The sequence below is a fragment of the Mesorhizobium sp. P2_B5 genome (assembly GCF_056404775.1).
Genome location: NZ_JBFUDJ010000021.1, coordinates 1 through 15,439 on the forward strand (window position 1 = coordinate 1; position 15,439 = coordinate 15,439).

17 protein-coding genes are annotated in these 15,439 nt (G+C 63.4%); 5 read left to right on the top strand and 12 right to left on the bottom strand.

Features of this window, described 5'->3' with window-relative positions:
• Nucleotides 1–569 precede the first annotated feature (569 nt).
• Nucleotides 570–965: a RidA family protein gene (locus tag AC1D1N_RS31775; protein WP_477353256.1), complete on the top strand. Its 396-nt coding sequence runs from the start codon at nt 570–572 to the stop codon at nt 963–965.
• A 141-nt stretch (nt 966–1,106) separates the two neighbouring features.
• On the opposite strand, the gene AC1D1N_RS31780 is transcribed toward AC1D1N_RS31775, so the two are convergent.
• The 10 genes from AC1D1N_RS31780 to AC1D1N_RS31825 form a co-directional block, all read right to left on the bottom strand.
• Entirely contained in the window at nt 1,107–1,418 is a 312-nt protein-coding gene (locus AC1D1N_RS31780) for a hypothetical protein (RefSeq protein WP_477353257.1), read from the bottom strand.
• 1 nt (nt 1,419) lies between these two features.
• On the bottom strand, nt 1,420–2,928 hold the full coding sequence (locus AC1D1N_RS31785; RefSeq protein WP_477353259.1) for an aldehyde dehydrogenase family protein: 1,509 nt from the start codon (nt 2,926–2,928) through the stop codon (nt 1,420–1,422).
• Nucleotides 2,929–2,948: 20 nt separating this feature from the next.
• Complete coding sequence (locus AC1D1N_RS31790) at nt 2,949–3,293, bottom strand: cupin domain-containing protein (protein ID WP_477353260.1); 345 nt, start codon at nt 3,291–3,293, stop codon at nt 2,949–2,951.
• 23 nt (nt 3,294–3,316) lie between these two features.
• Nucleotides 3,317–3,658 carry a cupin domain-containing protein gene (locus tag AC1D1N_RS31795; RefSeq protein ID WP_477353262.1) on the bottom strand — a complete coding sequence of 114 codons (342 nt, stop codon included), beginning with the start codon at nt 3,656–3,658 and terminating at the stop codon, nt 3,317–3,319.
• A gap of 23 nt (nt 3,659–3,681) precedes the next feature.
• The gene (locus AC1D1N_RS31800) at nt 3,682–4,032 is read right to left on the bottom strand and encodes a cupin domain-containing protein (RefSeq protein ID WP_203280458.1); all 351 of its coding nucleotides are present in this window, start codon (nt 4,030–4,032) and stop codon (nt 3,682–3,684) included.
• Nucleotides 4,029–5,303, bottom strand: coding sequence for a glycosyltransferase (locus AC1D1N_RS31805; protein WP_436261476.1), 1,275 nt, complete (start codon nt 5,301–5,303; stop codon nt 4,029–4,031). The genes AC1D1N_RS31800 and AC1D1N_RS31805 overlap by 4 nt, the downstream gene beginning before the upstream one ends.
• Nucleotides 5,304–5,313: 10 nt before the next feature.
• Nucleotides 5,314–6,387: an ABC transporter ATP-binding protein gene (locus AC1D1N_RS31810; protein ID WP_477353265.1), complete on the bottom strand. Its 1,074-nt coding sequence runs from the start codon at nt 6,385–6,387 to the stop codon at nt 5,314–5,316.
• Nucleotides 6,384–7,175 (bottom strand): ABC transporter permease, encoded by a 792-nt coding sequence (locus AC1D1N_RS31815; protein WP_112562900.1) that lies wholly within the window; start codon nt 7,173–7,175, stop codon nt 6,384–6,386. Before AC1D1N_RS31815 ends, AC1D1N_RS31810 begins: the two co-directional genes overlap by 4 nt.
• Before the next feature lie 186 nt (nt 7,176–7,361).
• Nucleotides 7,362–8,198, bottom strand: a complete 837-nt coding sequence (locus AC1D1N_RS31820; protein ID WP_477353296.1) for an ABC transporter permease — start codon at nt 8,196–8,198, stop codon at nt 7,362–7,364.
• Nucleotides 8,199–8,601: 403 nt separating this feature from the next.
• Complete coding sequence (locus AC1D1N_RS31825) at nt 8,602–9,666, bottom strand: polyamine ABC transporter substrate-binding protein (RefSeq protein ID WP_477353267.1); 1,065 nt, start codon at nt 9,664–9,666, stop codon at nt 8,602–8,604.
• 236 nt (nt 9,667–9,902) lie between these two features.
• Between AC1D1N_RS31825 and AC1D1N_RS31830 the strand changes: the two genes are divergently transcribed.
• The 4 genes from AC1D1N_RS31830 to AC1D1N_RS31845 are packed head-to-tail and all read left to right on the top strand — an operon-like array spanning nt 9,903 to nt 14,828.
• Entirely contained in the window at nt 9,903–10,841 is a 939-nt protein-coding gene (locus AC1D1N_RS31830) for a GntR family transcriptional regulator (protein WP_477353269.1), read from the top strand.
• Between the two features lie 10 nt (nt 10,842–10,851).
• Nucleotides 10,852–12,135 carry a glycosyltransferase gene (locus AC1D1N_RS31835; protein ID WP_477353271.1) on the top strand — a complete coding sequence of 428 codons (1,284 nt, stop codon included), beginning with the start codon at nt 10,852–10,854 and terminating at the stop codon, nt 12,133–12,135.
• Nucleotides 12,136–12,141: 6 nt separating this feature from the next.
• On the top strand, nt 12,142–13,524 hold the full coding sequence (locus AC1D1N_RS31840) for a glutamine synthetase family protein (RefSeq protein WP_477353273.1): 1,383 nt from the start codon (nt 12,142–12,144) through the stop codon (nt 13,522–13,524).
• A gap of 2 nt (nt 13,525–13,526) precedes the next feature.
• On the top strand, nt 13,527–14,828 hold the full coding sequence (locus AC1D1N_RS31845) for an NAD(P)/FAD-dependent oxidoreductase (protein ID WP_477353275.1): 1,302 nt from the start codon (nt 13,527–13,529) through the stop codon (nt 14,826–14,828).
• Nucleotides 14,829–14,981: 153 nt separating this feature from the next.
• Here AC1D1N_RS31845 and AC1D1N_RS31850 read toward each other — a convergent pair whose 3' ends face one another.
• Together AC1D1N_RS31850 and AC1D1N_RS31855 are read right to left on the bottom strand one after the other, a co-directional pair.
• Nucleotides 14,982–15,146 carry a hypothetical protein gene (locus AC1D1N_RS31850; RefSeq protein ID WP_436261470.1) on the bottom strand — a complete coding sequence of 55 codons (165 nt, stop codon included), beginning with the start codon at nt 15,144–15,146 and terminating at the stop codon, nt 14,982–14,984.
• A complete protein-coding gene (locus tag AC1D1N_RS31855) occupies nt 15,143–15,370 on the bottom strand; it encodes a hypothetical protein (protein WP_436261469.1) in 228 nt (75 codons plus the stop codon). Before AC1D1N_RS31855 ends, AC1D1N_RS31850 begins: the two co-directional genes overlap by 4 nt.
• Nucleotides 15,371–15,439: the final 69 nt, after the last annotated feature.

Consider the following 15,439-nt stretch of genomic DNA (forward strand, 5'->3'; position numbering starts at 1 on the left):
CCGGTAGCTCGTCAGCCGGTAGCTCGTCAGGCTCATAACCTGAAGGTCACAGGTTCAAATCCTGTCCCCGCAACCAAATACAAAAAGCCCGCCTCGTGCGGGCCTTTTTGTATTTTGCTGTGGTGGCCGGCCGGTTTTAACCTGCATCAGGGGCCTGCAAGGAGGCGAAGCCGACGCCGCGGGACAGAAAAGCCAAATCCTGTCCCCGCAACCAAATACAAAAGCCCGCCCCGTGCGGGCCTTTTTGTATGCGGCAGCCGGACAGACCTGGGCTCAAACATCTCCGCCTGCTTGAGCCTTTCGGCAACATTCCGCCCGCCGAGGCCGACGATATTACGCCATGCTCGACGAGGCGCGCATGGGAGCCTAACCTAACCCTCGGAACCGCCGGCGAGCCCGAAGCGGTTCAGTGCACGGCGATGCTCACATGCGGATGCTTGCGGTTGTATAAGTGAGATTGCGAGGGAAGCGCCCGCTTCGGCGACAATGTCGTAGACCCGCAAATAGACCCTGGCATTTTGATCCGTGAAGCAGCCAGTTCCCATCAGTCACAGCAGGAGACCTATTCAATGCCGCTCGAGTGCATAAATCCCCACGATCTGCCCGTTCCAGAAATGTACAGCCAGGTCGTCGCCGCAACAGGAAGCAAGCTGGTGTTCGTCTCAGGCCAGCAGCCGGAAGACATACACGGCAAGCTCGTTGGCCATGGTGATTTCGCAGCCCAGGCGCGCCTGGCATTCGGGAATCTTGGCCGTGCGCTTGCTGCCGCCGGCGCTCGGCCTGAGGAAGTCTGCAAGATCACAATTTACATCGTCGACTACAAACGTGACGAACACGTGCCGATCATCGAACAGGCCCAGATCGAGCTGTTCGGGGATCACAAGCCAGCAAACGTCGTGGTCGGGATAGCTGTGATGTCTCCCGGCTACCTGATAGAGATCGATGCGATCGCGGTCGTCGGCTAAGCAAGGACGAACCAAGCCGCCAACCAATCCCGGAACCCTGATTTCTCGACCGAGATCGGGTCGGTCTACTCTCTCGATGAAATTTGGCGCGATCAGCGAGATCTGCCGGCCCAGCCAGCTGATATCGGAGGGGTCAGGTACTCAGGTCGTCGGGCCAAGCGGCTGCAAACTTCGGCGATAGCGACCGGGAGCCTGGCCGATCAGCCAGGTGAAAACCTGCGAGAACGAAGGCGCCGATTCATAGCCGATCGCTCGTCCGATCTCGTGCGATTGGTTTCCCTGAGCGCCTTGGCTGCGAGATTCATCCGCCATCGCGCGACAAGGCCAGCGATGGCTCTCCAACCAGTCGCGCAAACCGCCGCGCGAACGTGGCCCGTGATTGGCTGGCAAGGCAGGCAATTCAAGGCGAGCGAGCGGCATGGCATCGGCTGACGCAAAGCTCTGCCGGATCATCTCATACGTGCTTGCGGCCGCCTGTCTCGCGGAACCAGCTGTCGGGGTAGGGGTACCACCAGTCCTGGATCGCCGGCTTGTGGTCGATGATGACCATCTTGGAGCGGCGGAAAGCGTCGAGCCCCTGGCGGCCGAGCTCGCGGCCAAGGCCTGAGGCCTTCCAACCACCGAAGGGCAAGGCGTCATTGTCGATCAGCGGATTGTTGACCCAGACCATGCCGGCTTCGAGCCGCTCGGCCGCCTCATGTGCCTCGGCAAGATCGGTGGTGAAGACCGAGGCGCCGAGGCCGAACGGGCTGTCATTGGCAAGCCGGATCGCCTCGTCGAAATCCTTGACGCGGCAGATCGCGGCGACCGGCCCGAAACACTCTTCGCGTACGATCGCCATATCGGGGGTGACGCCGGTCAGGATCGTTGGTTCGTAGAACCAGCCGGTGTTGTGCGCCGGCGGGATACGGCCGCCAGTGACGGCCTTGGCGCCGCGCGCAATGGCGTCGTCGACCAGCCGCATCACTTTTGCCCTCGCGGTCTCGCTGACCAGTGGACCGATCTCGGTCTTGTCCATGCCATTGCCGATGCGCAGGGCCCGCGTCTTCTCGGCGAACAGTTCGACAAAGCGGTCATGCACCGAATCGACGACGAAGAAGCGCTCGGCCGACGTGCAGACCTGGCCGGTGAGGTGGAAAGCGGCGGTGACGCTGCCGGCGGTCGCCACCTCCAGCGGGGCGTGCCGGCTGATGATTAGTGGATCGCTGCCGCCGGCCTCGATGACGCAAGGCTTCATGCGTTCGACGCAGGCGACCGCCACGGCCTTGCCGGCAGCGACCGAGCCGGTGAAGGCCACCGCATGGGTGCGGTCGGAGGCGATCAGCACCTGAGCGGTGGCGGCTGCGCCGGGCAGGCAGGAGACAAGCCCCTCCGGCAGCGAGCGGAACACCGTCATGTAATCGAGCGTCGACAGCGTCGTCGCCTCGGCCGGCTTGATCACGCAGGCATTGCCGGCGGCGAGTGATGCCGCCACCGTCCAACACATCAACAAGATCGGGAAATTGTAGGGCATGATGTGGACGGAGATGCCGTAGGGCTCGTAGCGTGCATACTGGAACGAGCCGGCCTGCGTCGTGCCGGCCACCTTGCCGGCATCATCACGCGCCATCTCGGCATAGTAGCGGAAGATCGGCGCACAATTGGCGATCTCGCCGATCGCCTCCGGATAAGGCTTGCCCATCTCGCGCACCATCAGTTCGGCGCATCGGGTGAAGTCGGCCGCCTCGATGGCATTGGCGACTGCATGCAGGTGTTTTGCCCGGCTCTTGGCGTCGAGTTTTTTCCAGGCGGCCTGCGCTGTGGTCGCAGCAGTCAACGCGGCGTCGATCTCGCCATCCGTCGCGGCGGAGATGGTGCCGACGGTTTCGAGCGTCGCCGGATCGATCACCTGTTTTTTCGCGCCGGTCATCGGTCGGTAGTCCGGATTGACGAAGAACGCCGGCCGGTCAGCGGAGAAATCCATGGACATCCTCTCAGATCCGCTCAGCGAATCATGTAGACCTTCTTGATCGTCTCACGGACGGTGCAGATGCCCTTCCAGTCCTGCGGAAAGAACGCCGCCGTGTCCGGCTCGATCTCGATGACCTCGCCGGATTCATGGACATAGGTGCAGCGTCCCTCGAGGAAGTGGCAGAACTCGTCGCGGGTGACGTGGCAATGCCACTTGCCCGGGGTGCAGACCCACAGCCCGCATTCGGAGCGGCCTTCCGGCCCCTTGTAGAGCAGCTTGCCAGAGGTATGGGACTCACCCTCGATCATGGTCGGGATGACGCCCCAGTCGACCAGGTCGGTGATGGCGAGCGGGGATTGCATGATTGGTGTCGTCATAGCGATTTCCTTGAACTGAGTGCTTACCGGCACATGAAGGCCTTGGTCAGCGTTTGCGTGACGGTGGAGGTGCCGGTCCAGCCGGCGGGGAAGAACACCAGCGTGCCGGCCCCGACCGGAATCTCTTCGCCATTATCGTGGATATAGCTGCCTTGGCCGGACAGAAAATGGCAGAACTCGTCGGCGGCAAAGGTGACTTTTCGCGTACCCGGCGTGCACGACCACAGGCCGCATTCGCTGGAGCCGTCCAGGTTCTGCGACAGGATCTTGCCCGAGGCGCGCGGCGAACCTGCAAGCGTGTTGCTGCCCGCGCCCCAGTCCTCCAGTTCCACGGTCGAGGCCTTTGGCCAGTGTGGTATCGGCATGTCGTGCTCCCTGTGTCGCGATGTCAKGCCAGCATGTAGACGTTGCGCATAGTCTCATGCACGGTGCATTCGCCCGTCCAGCCGGCGGGGAACATGACCACGGTCCCGGCCGCGACTTCTATCACCTCGCCGACATCCGACCGGTAGGTCGCGCGTCCGGCAACGAAATGGCACAATTCGTCGCGCGGGATCGAGAGGCGCCAGCGGCCGGGCGTGCACACCCAGATGCCGGATTCCGGCTGGTTGTTCGGCCCTTTGTGGACAAGTTTGCCGGTCGAGTGCGAAGCACCATCCAGCGCATCCGGCTGGACGCCCCAGTCGACGAGATCGGTGCGGGTCGAGGCCTGGTAGAGGTGCGGGGCGGAGGAAGTCACAGCAGCGCCTCCAGCAATCCGGCGGCCTTTTCCGGGCCGTTCTGCGCCTGCATCTGCGCCGAGGTCTTTGCCAGCTTGGCCTTCATCTTCGGATCGGTCAGGCAGGTCTCGATCCGGCTGATCAACTGGGCATCGCTCCAGTCATAGCGCGGCATGCCGAATCCATGGCCGGTTTCCTGGACGCGGGTAGCATTGTCGTGGCCGTCCCAAACATAAGGCATGATGATCGCCGGCTTGCCGAAATAGAGGCACTCGGTGAACGAGTTGTTGCCGCCATGGTGGATGACGGCATCGACCTGCGGAATGACCGATGGCTGCGGGAACCAGCTCTCGACGATGACGTTGCCGGGTACATCCGTATACTGGTCCTTGTAGCCGCCGACATTGACCAGCGCGCGGTAGCGGGTCTTGCCCAGCGTCGCGATGATGCGCTTCAGCAAATCGACATCGCCGGCGCCGAGGCTGCCGAACGAGACATAGAGCAGCGGGCCGTCATTGTTCTCGGCGAAGGTCGGTACCGTGTAGGGTTTCTCCTGCCGCACGCAGCCTTCGAGATACTGGAATTTCGCCGGATCGAGTGGATGGCGGCGCTTGAACTTGGCCGCTTCGGGATAAAGCAGCAGATTGAGATAGGGCGAGGCCTCGAAGAACTGGCCGATCGGATAAGGCGCCTCGTTGTTGGCGGTGAGGAAGGCGTTGAAGTCGTCATGGATCGGCTTGATCACCGCGTTGAAATGATCGCGGTAGCGCTGGTGGCCGACATGGTCGTTCTCGCCGCAGCCGGAGAGATGCGGCGGGATATCCTCATCCTCGATCTCGTTTTCCGAGCAGGAGATGACGCGCACCCAGGGCTTGCCGAACTGCTTGATGGCCGGGAAGAGTATTACGTTGTCGACGCAGATCACGTCCGGCTCGATGGCGGCCAGAACGCGCGGCAGATCCTTCTGCGCCCACTTGGCGCTGTCGACGATCGCGGTCCAGCAATCCTTCACATAATTGTCGACCTGATCGTAGGGCGATTTGCGGAAGTTCGGGATGTGGCCGTTGATGAAATCCTCCCAGAATTTGGCCATCTGCTCGGGTGGCATCGGTTCCGACAGGTTCACCGGATGCGCCTCGAAACCATAGCCCTTGTAGACATCGACAAAGCCGGGATCGGACAGGAACACAGCCTTGTGGCCGCGCGCCTCAACGGCTTGCGCGATGCCGACGGAATTGAGCGCCGGGCCGTAGGCGGCTTCCGGAAAAAACGCGATCGTCTTCTGCGCCATCAAGCTTCTCCTATTCTGCGAAAATTCTGACATCGGCGGCGTCCCAGCCGAGTTCGACCTGGTCGCCCGACGAGACCGGCCGACGGTCGGCGGCATCGGCGGTGACGCGCACCAGGAAGGGTTTCGGCGACAAGGGCGTGCTGACATGGAGCTGCAAATCGAGCCCGTGATAGGCCAGCGCCTCGACCGTGCCGTTGGTGCGGATGGCGGTCTCGGTTGACGGGAACAGCCGGATGCGTTCGGGCCGCACCGAAGCGACGGCGGAAGCGCCAGGCGCAAGCGTGGCGGGTACCTTGCCGGCGATGCGCACGCCGTTCGCCGCTATCACGCCATCGGCTGATACCTTGCCCGGCACGAAATTCATCACGCCGATGAAGTCGGCAACGAAGCGATCGGCGGGATGCTCGTAGATGGCGTGCGGTGTATCGCATTGCAGCAGCTTGCCGTCCTTCAACACCGCCATGCGGTCGGCCATGACCAGCGATTCCTCTTGGTCATGGGTAACGATGACGAAGGTGATGCCGACCTCGTGCTGCAGGCGCTTCAGTTCCAGTTGCATGGCGCCGCGCAGTTTCTTGTCGAGCGCGCCGAGCGGCTCATCGAGCAGCAGCAGCCGGGGCCGCTTGACCAAGGCACGGGCGAGCGCGACGCGCTGCTTCTGCCCGCCGGACAGTTGCTCCGGTTTGCGGTCGGCGAACGGGACGAGTTCGGTGGTGGCCAGGATGGCGTCGACGCGGGAGCGGATTTCCGCTGACGGCAAACGCTCCATCTCCAGCCCATAGGAGACGTTGGCGCGCACGCTCATATGCGGGAACAGCGCGTAGGACTGGAACATCAGATTGACCGGCCGCTTGTTGGGCGGGGTTCTCGCGATGTCTCTGTTGTCGAGCAGGATACGTCCGTCCGTGGGCGTCTCGAAGCCAGCCAGCATGCGCAGCAACGTGGTCTTGCCGCAGCCGGAGGGGCCGAGCAGCGCGAAGAACTCGTTCTCCCGGATGTCGAGCGAGATGCCGTCGACGGCGGTGACGCGGCCGAAATTCTTCGACACATGGTCGATGGCGAGCAGCGTGCGCGGTTCGCTCATTGGCCGATGATCCCACGGTTGAGCCGCTGCGACAGGGTGAGCGCAGTGATTGAGACCGCCATGACGATCGTCGCCAGCGCATTGATCTCCGGCGTGATGCCGAAACGGATCATGGCGTAGATCTGCATCGGCAGGGTGGTCGAGGCGCGGCCGGCGCCGGCGGTGAAGAAGGCGATGATGAACTCGTCGACCGACAGCGTGAAAGCAAGCAATGCGCCGGCGATGACCGCCGGCAGGATGACCGGCAAGGTTATGCGCCTGAAGGTGGTGATGGCGGAGGCGCCGAGGTCGGCGGAAGCCTCGACGATCGACCAGTCGAAACTCTTCAGCCTTGCGCGCACTACCGAGCAGACGAAGGCGAGGTTGAAGACGACATGGGCAAGGATGATGGTGTGCAGGCCCATGGTCAAATTAAGCATGGAAAAGAACGACAGCAGCGCGATTGCGAGCACGATGTCGGGGATGATCATCGGCGCGAAGATTAGCGCCTCCAGGCCCTTGCCGTATTGCCGGCGCATCTCGACGCCAATCGCCAGCAGCGTGCCGAGCAGCGTAGCGATGGCGGTCGAGACCAGCGCGACGATCAGCGTGTTGAGCGCGGCGGACAGGATGGCGGAATTGCCGGCCAGCGAGGCATACCATTTCAGCGAAAAACCCGACCATGCCGTCGGCAGCCCGCCTTCGTTGAAGGACAACGCCACCAGCACTGCGATCGGGATGTAGAGGAAGGCGAAGACGAGAACGAGGATCGTCCGCATGCCGAGAGTGCGGGTGAAGGATTGGTTCATCGCGAGCCTCCGATAGTTTGGAGCCGCGTGAACGAACTGCGTCCTTCTCCCCGTTCACGGGGAGAAGATGCCGGCAGGCAGATGAGGGGCAGCGCCCAACCTTGCAGGCGCTGGCGTCGCCCCTCATCCGCCCCTTCGGGGCACCTTCTCCCCGTGAACGGGGAGAAGGCAAGGATCGCGCCGCGCTCAGCCATCGGCTTTTACCTCTGCCGCACGTCCCTCGGCGCGGTCGGCGGCCAGCGCCTGCGCCATCAGCACCAGAAGCATGATGGCGATCAGCGCCATGGCGAGTGCTGCGCCGAAGGGCCAGTCATTTGCGGTCAAGAACTGGTCGTAGACGAGGTTGCCGATCATCTGGAAACGGCCACCGCCAAGAAGCGCCGGGGTGACGAAATTGCCGATCGACAGTACGAAGACGAAGACCGCACCGGCAGCGATGCCCGGCACGGTGAGCGGCAGGATGACACGGCGAAATGTCGTGGCGGCCGAAGCGCCGAGGTCGCGCGAGGCCTCGGCGAGCTCCGGGTTGAGGCGTGACAGCGGCGCGTAGCAGGCGAGGATGACAAAGGGCAGATAGTTGTAGACCAGGCCGGCGATGACGGCGCCTTCGGTGTAGAGCATCGACGGCGGCTCGCCTGTGTATCCGAACCAGCGCAAGAGCTGCGTGATCAGCCCTTCGCGGTTGAGCAGCACGATCCAGGCATAGGTGCGGATCAGATAGTTGGACCAGAACGGCAGCACGGCGAAGAACAGGAACACCGGCTGCCACCGGCGCGGCGCGGCCGCGATGGCGTAGGCGGCGGCATAGCCGATCACCACCGCGATCAACGTAGCGGTGCCGGCGATGCGCGCCGACTTTAGGAAGATACCGGCATAGAGCGGATCGACGACCAGCCCGAAATTCTCCAGCGTGAAGGTGTAGTCGATTCCGCCATAGATGCCGCGCCGGAAGAAGGCGAGCGCCAGCACCAGCGCGCATGGAACGACCATCAGCGCAGTCAGCCAGACCAGCGCGGGAGCCATCAGCAGCGAGGAGCGGGAGATCCGCGTCACGCCACACCCCTGCCGATCATCTCGACTGCATCGAAATGGTGTCTCGGTAGCTGCCCCCTCACCCGGATTGCCAGCCGAATTGCGAAGGCCAATTCGGGGCAATCCGACCTCTCCCCGAGGGGAGAGGAGATGGCCAGCGCTGGCACCTTCCTCTTCTCCCCAGCGGGGAGAAGGTGGCCGCGAAGCGACCGGATGAGGGGGCGCTGCGCCGTCGATTGGCGAAAAGCTGCAAGCCGGCGAATCTCCCCCGTCAAAGGGGAGATGGCCGGTCCACCCTCCGCAGCTGCAGCGCAGCTGCTGCGGAGGACGGGCAGGCCAGAGGGGGGTGTGAAGGAACGCAAGCTTGCTTCCAGTGATCGAAGTGGCAGGCCGCTTACTGCGCGGCCTTGATCTCGCTGACGATCTTGGAATAGTCGCGCTGGGCTTCGCCGACGTCACGTAGCTGTTCGAACTTGACGAGGTCGGCCACCGGCATCGCCATGTTGGGGAATTTGGCCAGGAAATCGGCCGGCAGGCTTTCCATCGCCGGCTTGTTCGGCACCTTGTAGTCGATATTCTGTGCCGCCCAGGCGTGGTTCTTGGCGTCGAGCATGAAGTTGATGAATTTGAAGGCGTCGTCCTTGTGTTCGGACGCCTTCATCACGACCATCGTGTCGACCCACAGGTCCGAACCTTCCTTGGGGATGACGTATTTGATCTCGGGCTTGTCGGCGATGCCGTAGTTGCACCAGCCGTCCCAGGCCTGCACCATCAACGCCTCGCCGGAAACCAGCTTGGAGTAGAAGGTGGTGTCGTCATAGGCGAGCAGGGTTTTCTTTGCCGAGATCAAGAGGTCCTTGACCTCGGCCATCTTGGCCGGGTCGGTCTCGTTGACGGAATAGCCCTTGTCGAGTTGCCCGGCGGCCAGCAACCAGCGGTCAGTCGCCAGCATGGTGGTCTTGCCCTTCAGCTCATCGGAAGGCGCGAGCAAGTCGCTCCAGCTGGTCGGCGCCGTCTTGACCAGGTCCGAGCGGTAGCAGAGGCCCGTCGTGCCCCAGGTGTAGGGGACGGAGAAAGCGTTTCCGACATCGTGCGGCAGCTTGGTCGCCTCGGGATAGAGGTTGGCGAGGTTGGGGATCTTGGCGTGGTCGACCGGTTCGGTCAGGCCGAGCTTGTTCAGCACTTCGGCGAAGGGCGATGAGACGAAGACCACGTCATAGCCCTTGCCGCCGGCGGCAATCAGCTTGCCCATAATCTCTTCATTGGTGGCGTGCACCACCACTTCGCCGGAGACGCCGGTGGCGGTCTTGAAGGCGGACATGGCGTCGGGCGCCATGTAGCCGTCCCAGTTGGAGATGACGAGGTCGGCGGCGGCAGCCGGCGCCGACAGCGCCAGAGCAAGGCCGAGAGCGATTGAAGATATATTGAGCGCACGGCGCCGCAGGCTGGTAGCGGTCATGGCAGACTCCCATTCGGTTTGATCGTCGAAATCATTTGCCGGACCAAAGCCGGCGACCCGCGCCGATGCCTCGATCCTGTTCCCTCGGTCTTTTATCGCCGATTGTGCTGACAGTACTATTGCAGAAAAAAGTACGTCAATCCATAATTTGCCAACCGACCGAGGAATCTGGCCGATTGCGTCCGTTCCGGCGATCGGCCAAACCAATTCGTCACTTCCGTCCGCCGAGACCAGTCATGCAAGCCGCAGCCCGACGACCTCGCACCAACCATCTCGATCTGGCGCAGCGCATCCTCGATGTCGCGCGCCAGCGCGGTTTTGAACCCGGCGCCCGCCTGCCCGAGCAGCAGATCGCCTCGCTCTGTAATGTCTCACGCACGCCGGTGCGCGCGGCGCTCAGCCTGCTTGCCGGGCAGGGCGTGGTGCGCTGGGAGGCCGACACGGGTTATCACCTGGCGGTCGACCTCGCCGCGCAGCCGGCCATTGCCGCCGAGCTTCCCAGTGCTGAAGAAGACGAGCTTGCCGAAGCGATCCTGCGCGATCGCTCAGCGCGAAGGCTTGACCAGACGGTGACCGTCGCCGGGCTGATGCGGCGGTACGATGCTGATCGCAAGACGGTACTAAAAGCGCTTAACAAACTGACTGACGAGAATCTGCTTGATCGTGCGCCCGGCCAGTCCTGGCTGTTCCGGCGCGCGCCGGACGATCCGGAGGCGCAAGGCGAGAGCTATGAATTCCGCCTGCTGCTGGAGCCGGCCGCGATCCTGACGCCCGGCTTCCGGCTGGATGGTGCGCGGGCGGCAGCGTTGCGCCAGGGCATGGAAGCGCTCTCGGCATTGCCGGACGCGACCCTGGACACGCGCGAGTTCCAGCGGCTGGACATGGATTTTCATGGCATGATCGCCGAAGGCTGCACCAACCGCTTTGTGTCGGATGCGCTGGCCGATCATCTCCGCCTGCGCCGGTTGCCTGGCATCTATGCCGGCGTCAACGTCTTCCGGCTGCGGCAATCGCTGCGCGAACACTTAGGCATACTCGACTATCTTGAAAGCCGGCAGTATGAGGTGGCTGCCGATCTGCTTCGCATCCACCTGCGGCTCTCCCGCAACCAGCGACCGCAAGCGGCCAGCCGCGGAGCTCCCGCACTGTTCGGCATGATCCGCCGGCCGGACTGAAGAGGAATAATTGACGCGTAAAGCCAGCCCGACCATCGCGCTGTTTCCCGAAGCCAGTTTCGGCGCCGCATTGAATTGCGTCGGTATCGCACAGGCATTGCGCGCACGGGGCGCCCGGCCCGTCTTCATCTGCCATGCCGGTTTCTCCGGCGTCTTTGCCGACTATGGTTTCCAGGAATACCAGCTGCCGACCGACGAGCCGCTAAGCGACAGCGAACGCCAGAGCTATTGGCAGGCCTTCGTGCGCCGGCATCTGCCGCATTTCCGGCTGAGCCCGATCGACCAGCTCGAAACCTATGTTGCGCCGACCTGGCAAGCGATCGTCGACACTGCGGTCAATGCCGAGGCGCCGCTGCGCCAATTGCTGGCGCGGCTGAAGCCCGACGCGGTGGTGCTCGACAATGTTATCATGTTCCCGGCGATTGCTGCCGCCGGTTGCCCGTGGGTGCGTGTCGTCTCCTGCGCCGAGACAGAGCTGCCGGATGCCGAGGTGCCGCCTTACCTCTCCGGGATGGCTGCCGATGACCCGCAACGCGAGGCGTTCGAGGCGCGCTATCTGTCGGCCTCGGCGCCGGCACATGACCGCTTCAACCGTTTTCGCGCGGATTCCGGCCTGGCGCCGCTCCCCAAAGGCCTATTCCTCGAGACATCACCCGATCTCAACCTGCTGCTGACGCCGGCGATCGTACGGCGCGAGCGTGCCGAGCCGCTCGACCCCGAACGCTTCATTTATCTCGAAGGCTGCGTGCGCTCGGAAGGGCCGTTCGAGGTGCCGGTATTTCCGCGCAATGGCGGGCCGCTGGTCTATGTCAGCTTCGGCAGCCTTGGCGCCATGGATGTCGGTCTGATCGAGCGCATGCTGGCCGTCTTCGACAGGATGCCGGCGCGCTTCATCGTCAATGCCGGCGGACTGCGCGACGCCTATCGCGCGGTGCCGGACAATGTCTATCTCGACGCCTGGTTTCCGCAGCCTTCTGTGGTGGCGAAGTCTGACCTGTTCATCCATCACGGCGGCAACAACAGCTTTTGCGAGGCGCTGCGCTTCGGCGTGCCGTCGCTGATCATGCCCTATTGCTGGGACGGACATGACAATGCGCAACGCGCGGGAGAGACGGGCGTCGGCGACCATATCGGCCGCGATGCCTGGACCGAAGGGGGATTGGAGAGAGCCATTCTCGGTCTGCTGGCCGACGATGTGATGCGCGCCCGCCTCAGGGAGAATGCAGTCCGCATGGCGCTGACCCCTGGAACGGATGTGGCCGCGCAAGCCATACTCTCTCTCATAGGCACGTGAACCAAAATGCAGGACAAAAATACCAGCACCACTCTCTTCACCGGCAAAGATCCCAAGAGCTGGCTCGCTCAGCACGTCATTACCGAAGTCGAGTGCCTGGTGCCAGACATGAACGGCGTGCTGCGCGGCAAGGCGCTGCCGACGGCGAAGTTTCTCAAGGCGCTGGAAGACCGCGCGCTTTATCTGCCGAGCAGCGCTTTCCTGGTCAGCATTGATGGCCGCTATTCCGGCTCGATCGATGAAGGCTTTGCCTATCAGGATCCGGACATGCGCATGGTGCCCGATGTCTCGACGCTGTGCCTGGCGCCAGGCGGCGGTGCCGGCAAAGCCTATGTCTTCGCCGACGCCTTCCACATGGACGGCAGACCATGGATGGCCTCGCCGCGGCACGTGCTGCGAGCCGTGCTCGATCTCTATCGCCAGCGCGGCTGGCGGGCGGTGGTGGCGCCGGAGGTGGAATTCTATCTGACCGCGCCCAATCCCAATCCAGATCAGCCGCTGACCGCGCCGGTCGGCGCCAATGGCCGCGCCGAAGGCTCACAGCATCCCTATGACATGGTGGCGCTGGAAGAATTCGAGCCGGTGATCCGGCGCGTCTATGACTATGCCGCGGCCGCCGGTCTGCCGCTGGACACGCTGATCCATGAATCGGGCACCGCGCAGTTGGAGATCAATCTGCTCCATGGCGATGCGGTGCCGCTAGCCGACCAAGTGCTGCTGTTCAAGCGGCTGACGCGCCAGGCCGCGCAACAGAGCGGCATGCATGCCACCTTCATGGCCAAGCCGATCGCCGCGCAAGCCGGCAGCTCGATGCACCTGCACATGTCTGTCGTCGACGAGAAGACCGGCGTGGCGCTGTTTGCCAGCGCTGATGATGCCGACACCGAAATGTTCGGCCATTTCATCGGCGGCCTGCAGAAGTACGTGCCTGAGATCATGCCGCTGTTTGCGCCGAACGTGAATTCGTTCCGCCGCATCCGGCCGAACCACAGCGCGCCGGCCAACATCGAATGGTCGCATGACAACCGTTCCTGCGGCCTGCGCGTGCCGGCCGGTGGGCGTGCCGCAAGACGGGTGGAGAACCGGCTACCGGGTGCGGATTGCAATCCCTATCTGGCGATCGCCGGCTCGCTGCTCGCCGGCTATCTCGGCGTCGAGCAGAAGCTGGCGCGCTCGGCTGAGGCGTCGGGTAATGCCTACAAGATCAAAAGCACGCTGCCGAAAACCATGGAGGAGGCGCTCGACCGTTTCACCGCTTGCGAGCCGGTGCGGGCATTGCTCGGCGAGGATTTCTTCCAGACCTATCTGCGCGTCAAGAGTGTCGAACTCGACCTGTTCCAGAGCGTGGTGACGAGCTGGGAACGTGACCATTTGTTGCTGAAGGTGTGATCATGGCCTCCAGCTCAACGGGTTTCAATTCCGGTCTCGATATCGGCAAATCCTACTATGTCGCCACCGCCAATCCGGCGCCGGACCATCCGGCGCTGGTGGGAGATGTCGAGGCCGACCTGGTGGTGGTCGGCGGCGGCTGCACAGGCCTGTCCGCCGCCCTTCATGCCGCCGAGCGCGGTCTGAAGGTGGTTCTGCTCGAAGGCGGCAAGATCGGCTGGGGTGCATCGGGCCGCAATGGCGGCCAGATGATCCCCGGCCTGCGCAAGGGCGCAAAGGGGCTGGTCAAGCTCTATGGGCCCGAGCGGGCGAAGGCGCTGTTCGATCTCGCCTTCGAGGCGCGCGGCCTGGTGCTCGACATCATCAAGCGCCATGCCATCGATTGCGATCTGAGGCTGACCGGTCATCTGGTTGGCGCGGTCAACGGCTCCGATCTTAGGGATCTCGAAGAAGAGGCGAAATGCCTTGAGAGCGTGATGAAGTTTCGCGATGTCGAGATCCTGTCGGCGGCGGACGCGCGGGCCAAGGTCGACACGCCTTACCACGGGGCCATGTATGAGCCGCTTGGCGGCCACATGCATCCGCTGAACTACACGCTCGGGCTTGCCCGTGCCGCTGTGGCGGCAGGTGTCGTCATCCATGAGAATTCGGTGGCGGTGAAGCTGGAGCGCGAGCCTTCGATCCGGGTCTCGACATCGAAGGGCTCGGTGCGGGCCAAGCATGTCGTGTTGGCCGGCGATGCGTTGCTGCACGGGCTGGAGCCGCGCGTCAACAGCCGCATCATGCCCGTCGGCAACTACATCGTCGCCACCGAGCCGCTGGAGGGCAAGCGCAACGTCATCCCGGCCAATGTGGCGGTGTCCGACACACGCTTCGTCGTCAACTATTTCAGAATGTCGGCGGACGGACGCCTGCTGTTCGGCGGCGGCGAGCGCTACACGCCGTCGCCGCCGGCCGACATTGCCGGCTTCGTGCGGCCGCATATGGAGGCCACTTTCCCGCAACTGAAGAGCTGCCGCATCGACCATGCCTGGGGCGGGCTGGTCTCAGTGACGACGTCGCGGCTGCCGCATGTCGGGCACTATGGCGAGGTCTATTTCGCGCATGGCTATTCCGGCAAGGGCGTCATCCTGTCGACGCTGTCGGGCAAGCTCTTGGCCGAAGCGATCACCGGCGATGCCTCACGGCTCGACCTGTTCTCGACGCTGACGCCGATGCCGTTCCCAGGCGGCACGGCGCTGCGTGGTCCGCTCTATGTGCTCGGCATGTTGTGGTACGCCATGCGCGACCGCATCAAGCACTGAGTTACCGCTGGCGGGCGGGGATCATCGGAGGCGATTGCCTGCGTGATTTTCAGTTCCCCGGCCGCTCGACGGTTCGCGCCACGGAAGCGATGCCGGCAACATCGTATCCACGTAAGGACGGTTGCGCGCTCGGCTACTGATCTCGGCGCGTATTCAGAACCAGATCAGCCAGACAAGCTGCAGGATGACCAGCGCAATGGCGTCCCAGAAGATGAGCTCGCCGGTCGAGAACCAGCGCCTCGACTTGTTGAAAACATAGAACACCCGCCAGACCAGCGCTGCGGAGGCCAGCGGCACCAGAGCGAGCAGCGTGCTCACGGCAGCCGCGCTCCCGACACGGCATCGAACGTGTGCAGCGCTGCCGGTGGGAAGCGCAGGTGTAGCGGTTGGCCGGGGTCGTAGGCGCGATCGTCATTCACTGTCCTGACGATCAGTGCGTTTGCCTCGCTTTTGGCGAAGATCAGCACATCGGGTTCGACCTGCCTGTGTGATTTGCCACATAAGGGCGGCGAGAACGAGGAGTCCGGATGCGGTACTCCCACGTATCAGCGGCTTGAGCATTCATCCCTCTCCCTAGAAGTCGTGCCTGGCGGGCCGGCGCCCGTTCTGTC

Bases quoted from the DNA above. Each gene is read 5' to 3' on its own strand.
- AC1D1N_RS31845 (WP_477353275.1), top strand. From the start codon at position 13,527: ATGGCCTCCAGCTCAACGGGTTTCAATTCCGGTCTCGATATCGGCAAA.
- AC1D1N_RS31785 (WP_477353259.1), bottom strand. From the start codon at position 2,928: ATGGATTTCTCCGCTGACCGGCCGGCGTTCTTCGTCAATCCGGACTAC.
- AC1D1N_RS31820 (WP_477353296.1), bottom strand. From the start codon at position 8,198: ATGGCTCCCGCGCTGGTCTGGCTGACTGCGCTGATGGTCGTTCCATGC.
- AC1D1N_RS31825 (WP_477353267.1), bottom strand. From the start codon at position 9,666: ATGACCGCTACCAGCCTGCGGCGCCGTGCGCTCAATATATCTTCAATC.
- AC1D1N_RS31775 (WP_477353256.1), top strand. From the start codon at position 570: ATGCCGCTCGAGTGCATAAATCCCCACGATCTGCCCGTTCCAGAAATG.
- AC1D1N_RS31810 (WP_477353265.1), bottom strand. From the start codon at position 6,387: ATGAGCGAACCGCGCACGCTGCTCGCCATCGACCATGTGTCGAAGAAT.
- AC1D1N_RS31790 (WP_477353260.1), bottom strand. From the start codon at position 3,293: ATGACGACACCAATCATGCAATCCCCGCTCGCCATCACCGACCTGGTC.
- AC1D1N_RS31795 (WP_477353262.1), bottom strand. From the start codon at position 3,658: ATGCCGATACCACACTGGCCAAAGGCCTCGACCGTGGAACTGGAGGAC.
- AC1D1N_RS31840 (WP_477353273.1), top strand. From the start codon at position 12,142: ATGCAGGACAAAAATACCAGCACCACTCTCTTCACCGGCAAAGATCCC.
- AC1D1N_RS31780 (WP_477353257.1), bottom strand. From the start codon at position 1,418: ATGATCCGGCAGAGCTTTGCGTCAGCCGATGCCATGCCGCTCGCTCGC.
- AC1D1N_RS31830 (WP_477353269.1), top strand. From the start codon at position 9,903: ATGCAAGCCGCAGCCCGACGACCTCGCACCAACCATCTCGATCTGGCG.
- AC1D1N_RS31805 (WP_436261476.1), bottom strand. From the start codon at position 5,303: ATGGCGCAGAAGACGATCGCGTTTTTTCCGGAAGCCGCCTACGGCCCG.
- AC1D1N_RS31815 (WP_112562900.1), bottom strand. From the start codon at position 7,175: ATGAACCAATCCTTCACCCGCACTCTCGGCATGCGGACGATCCTCGTT.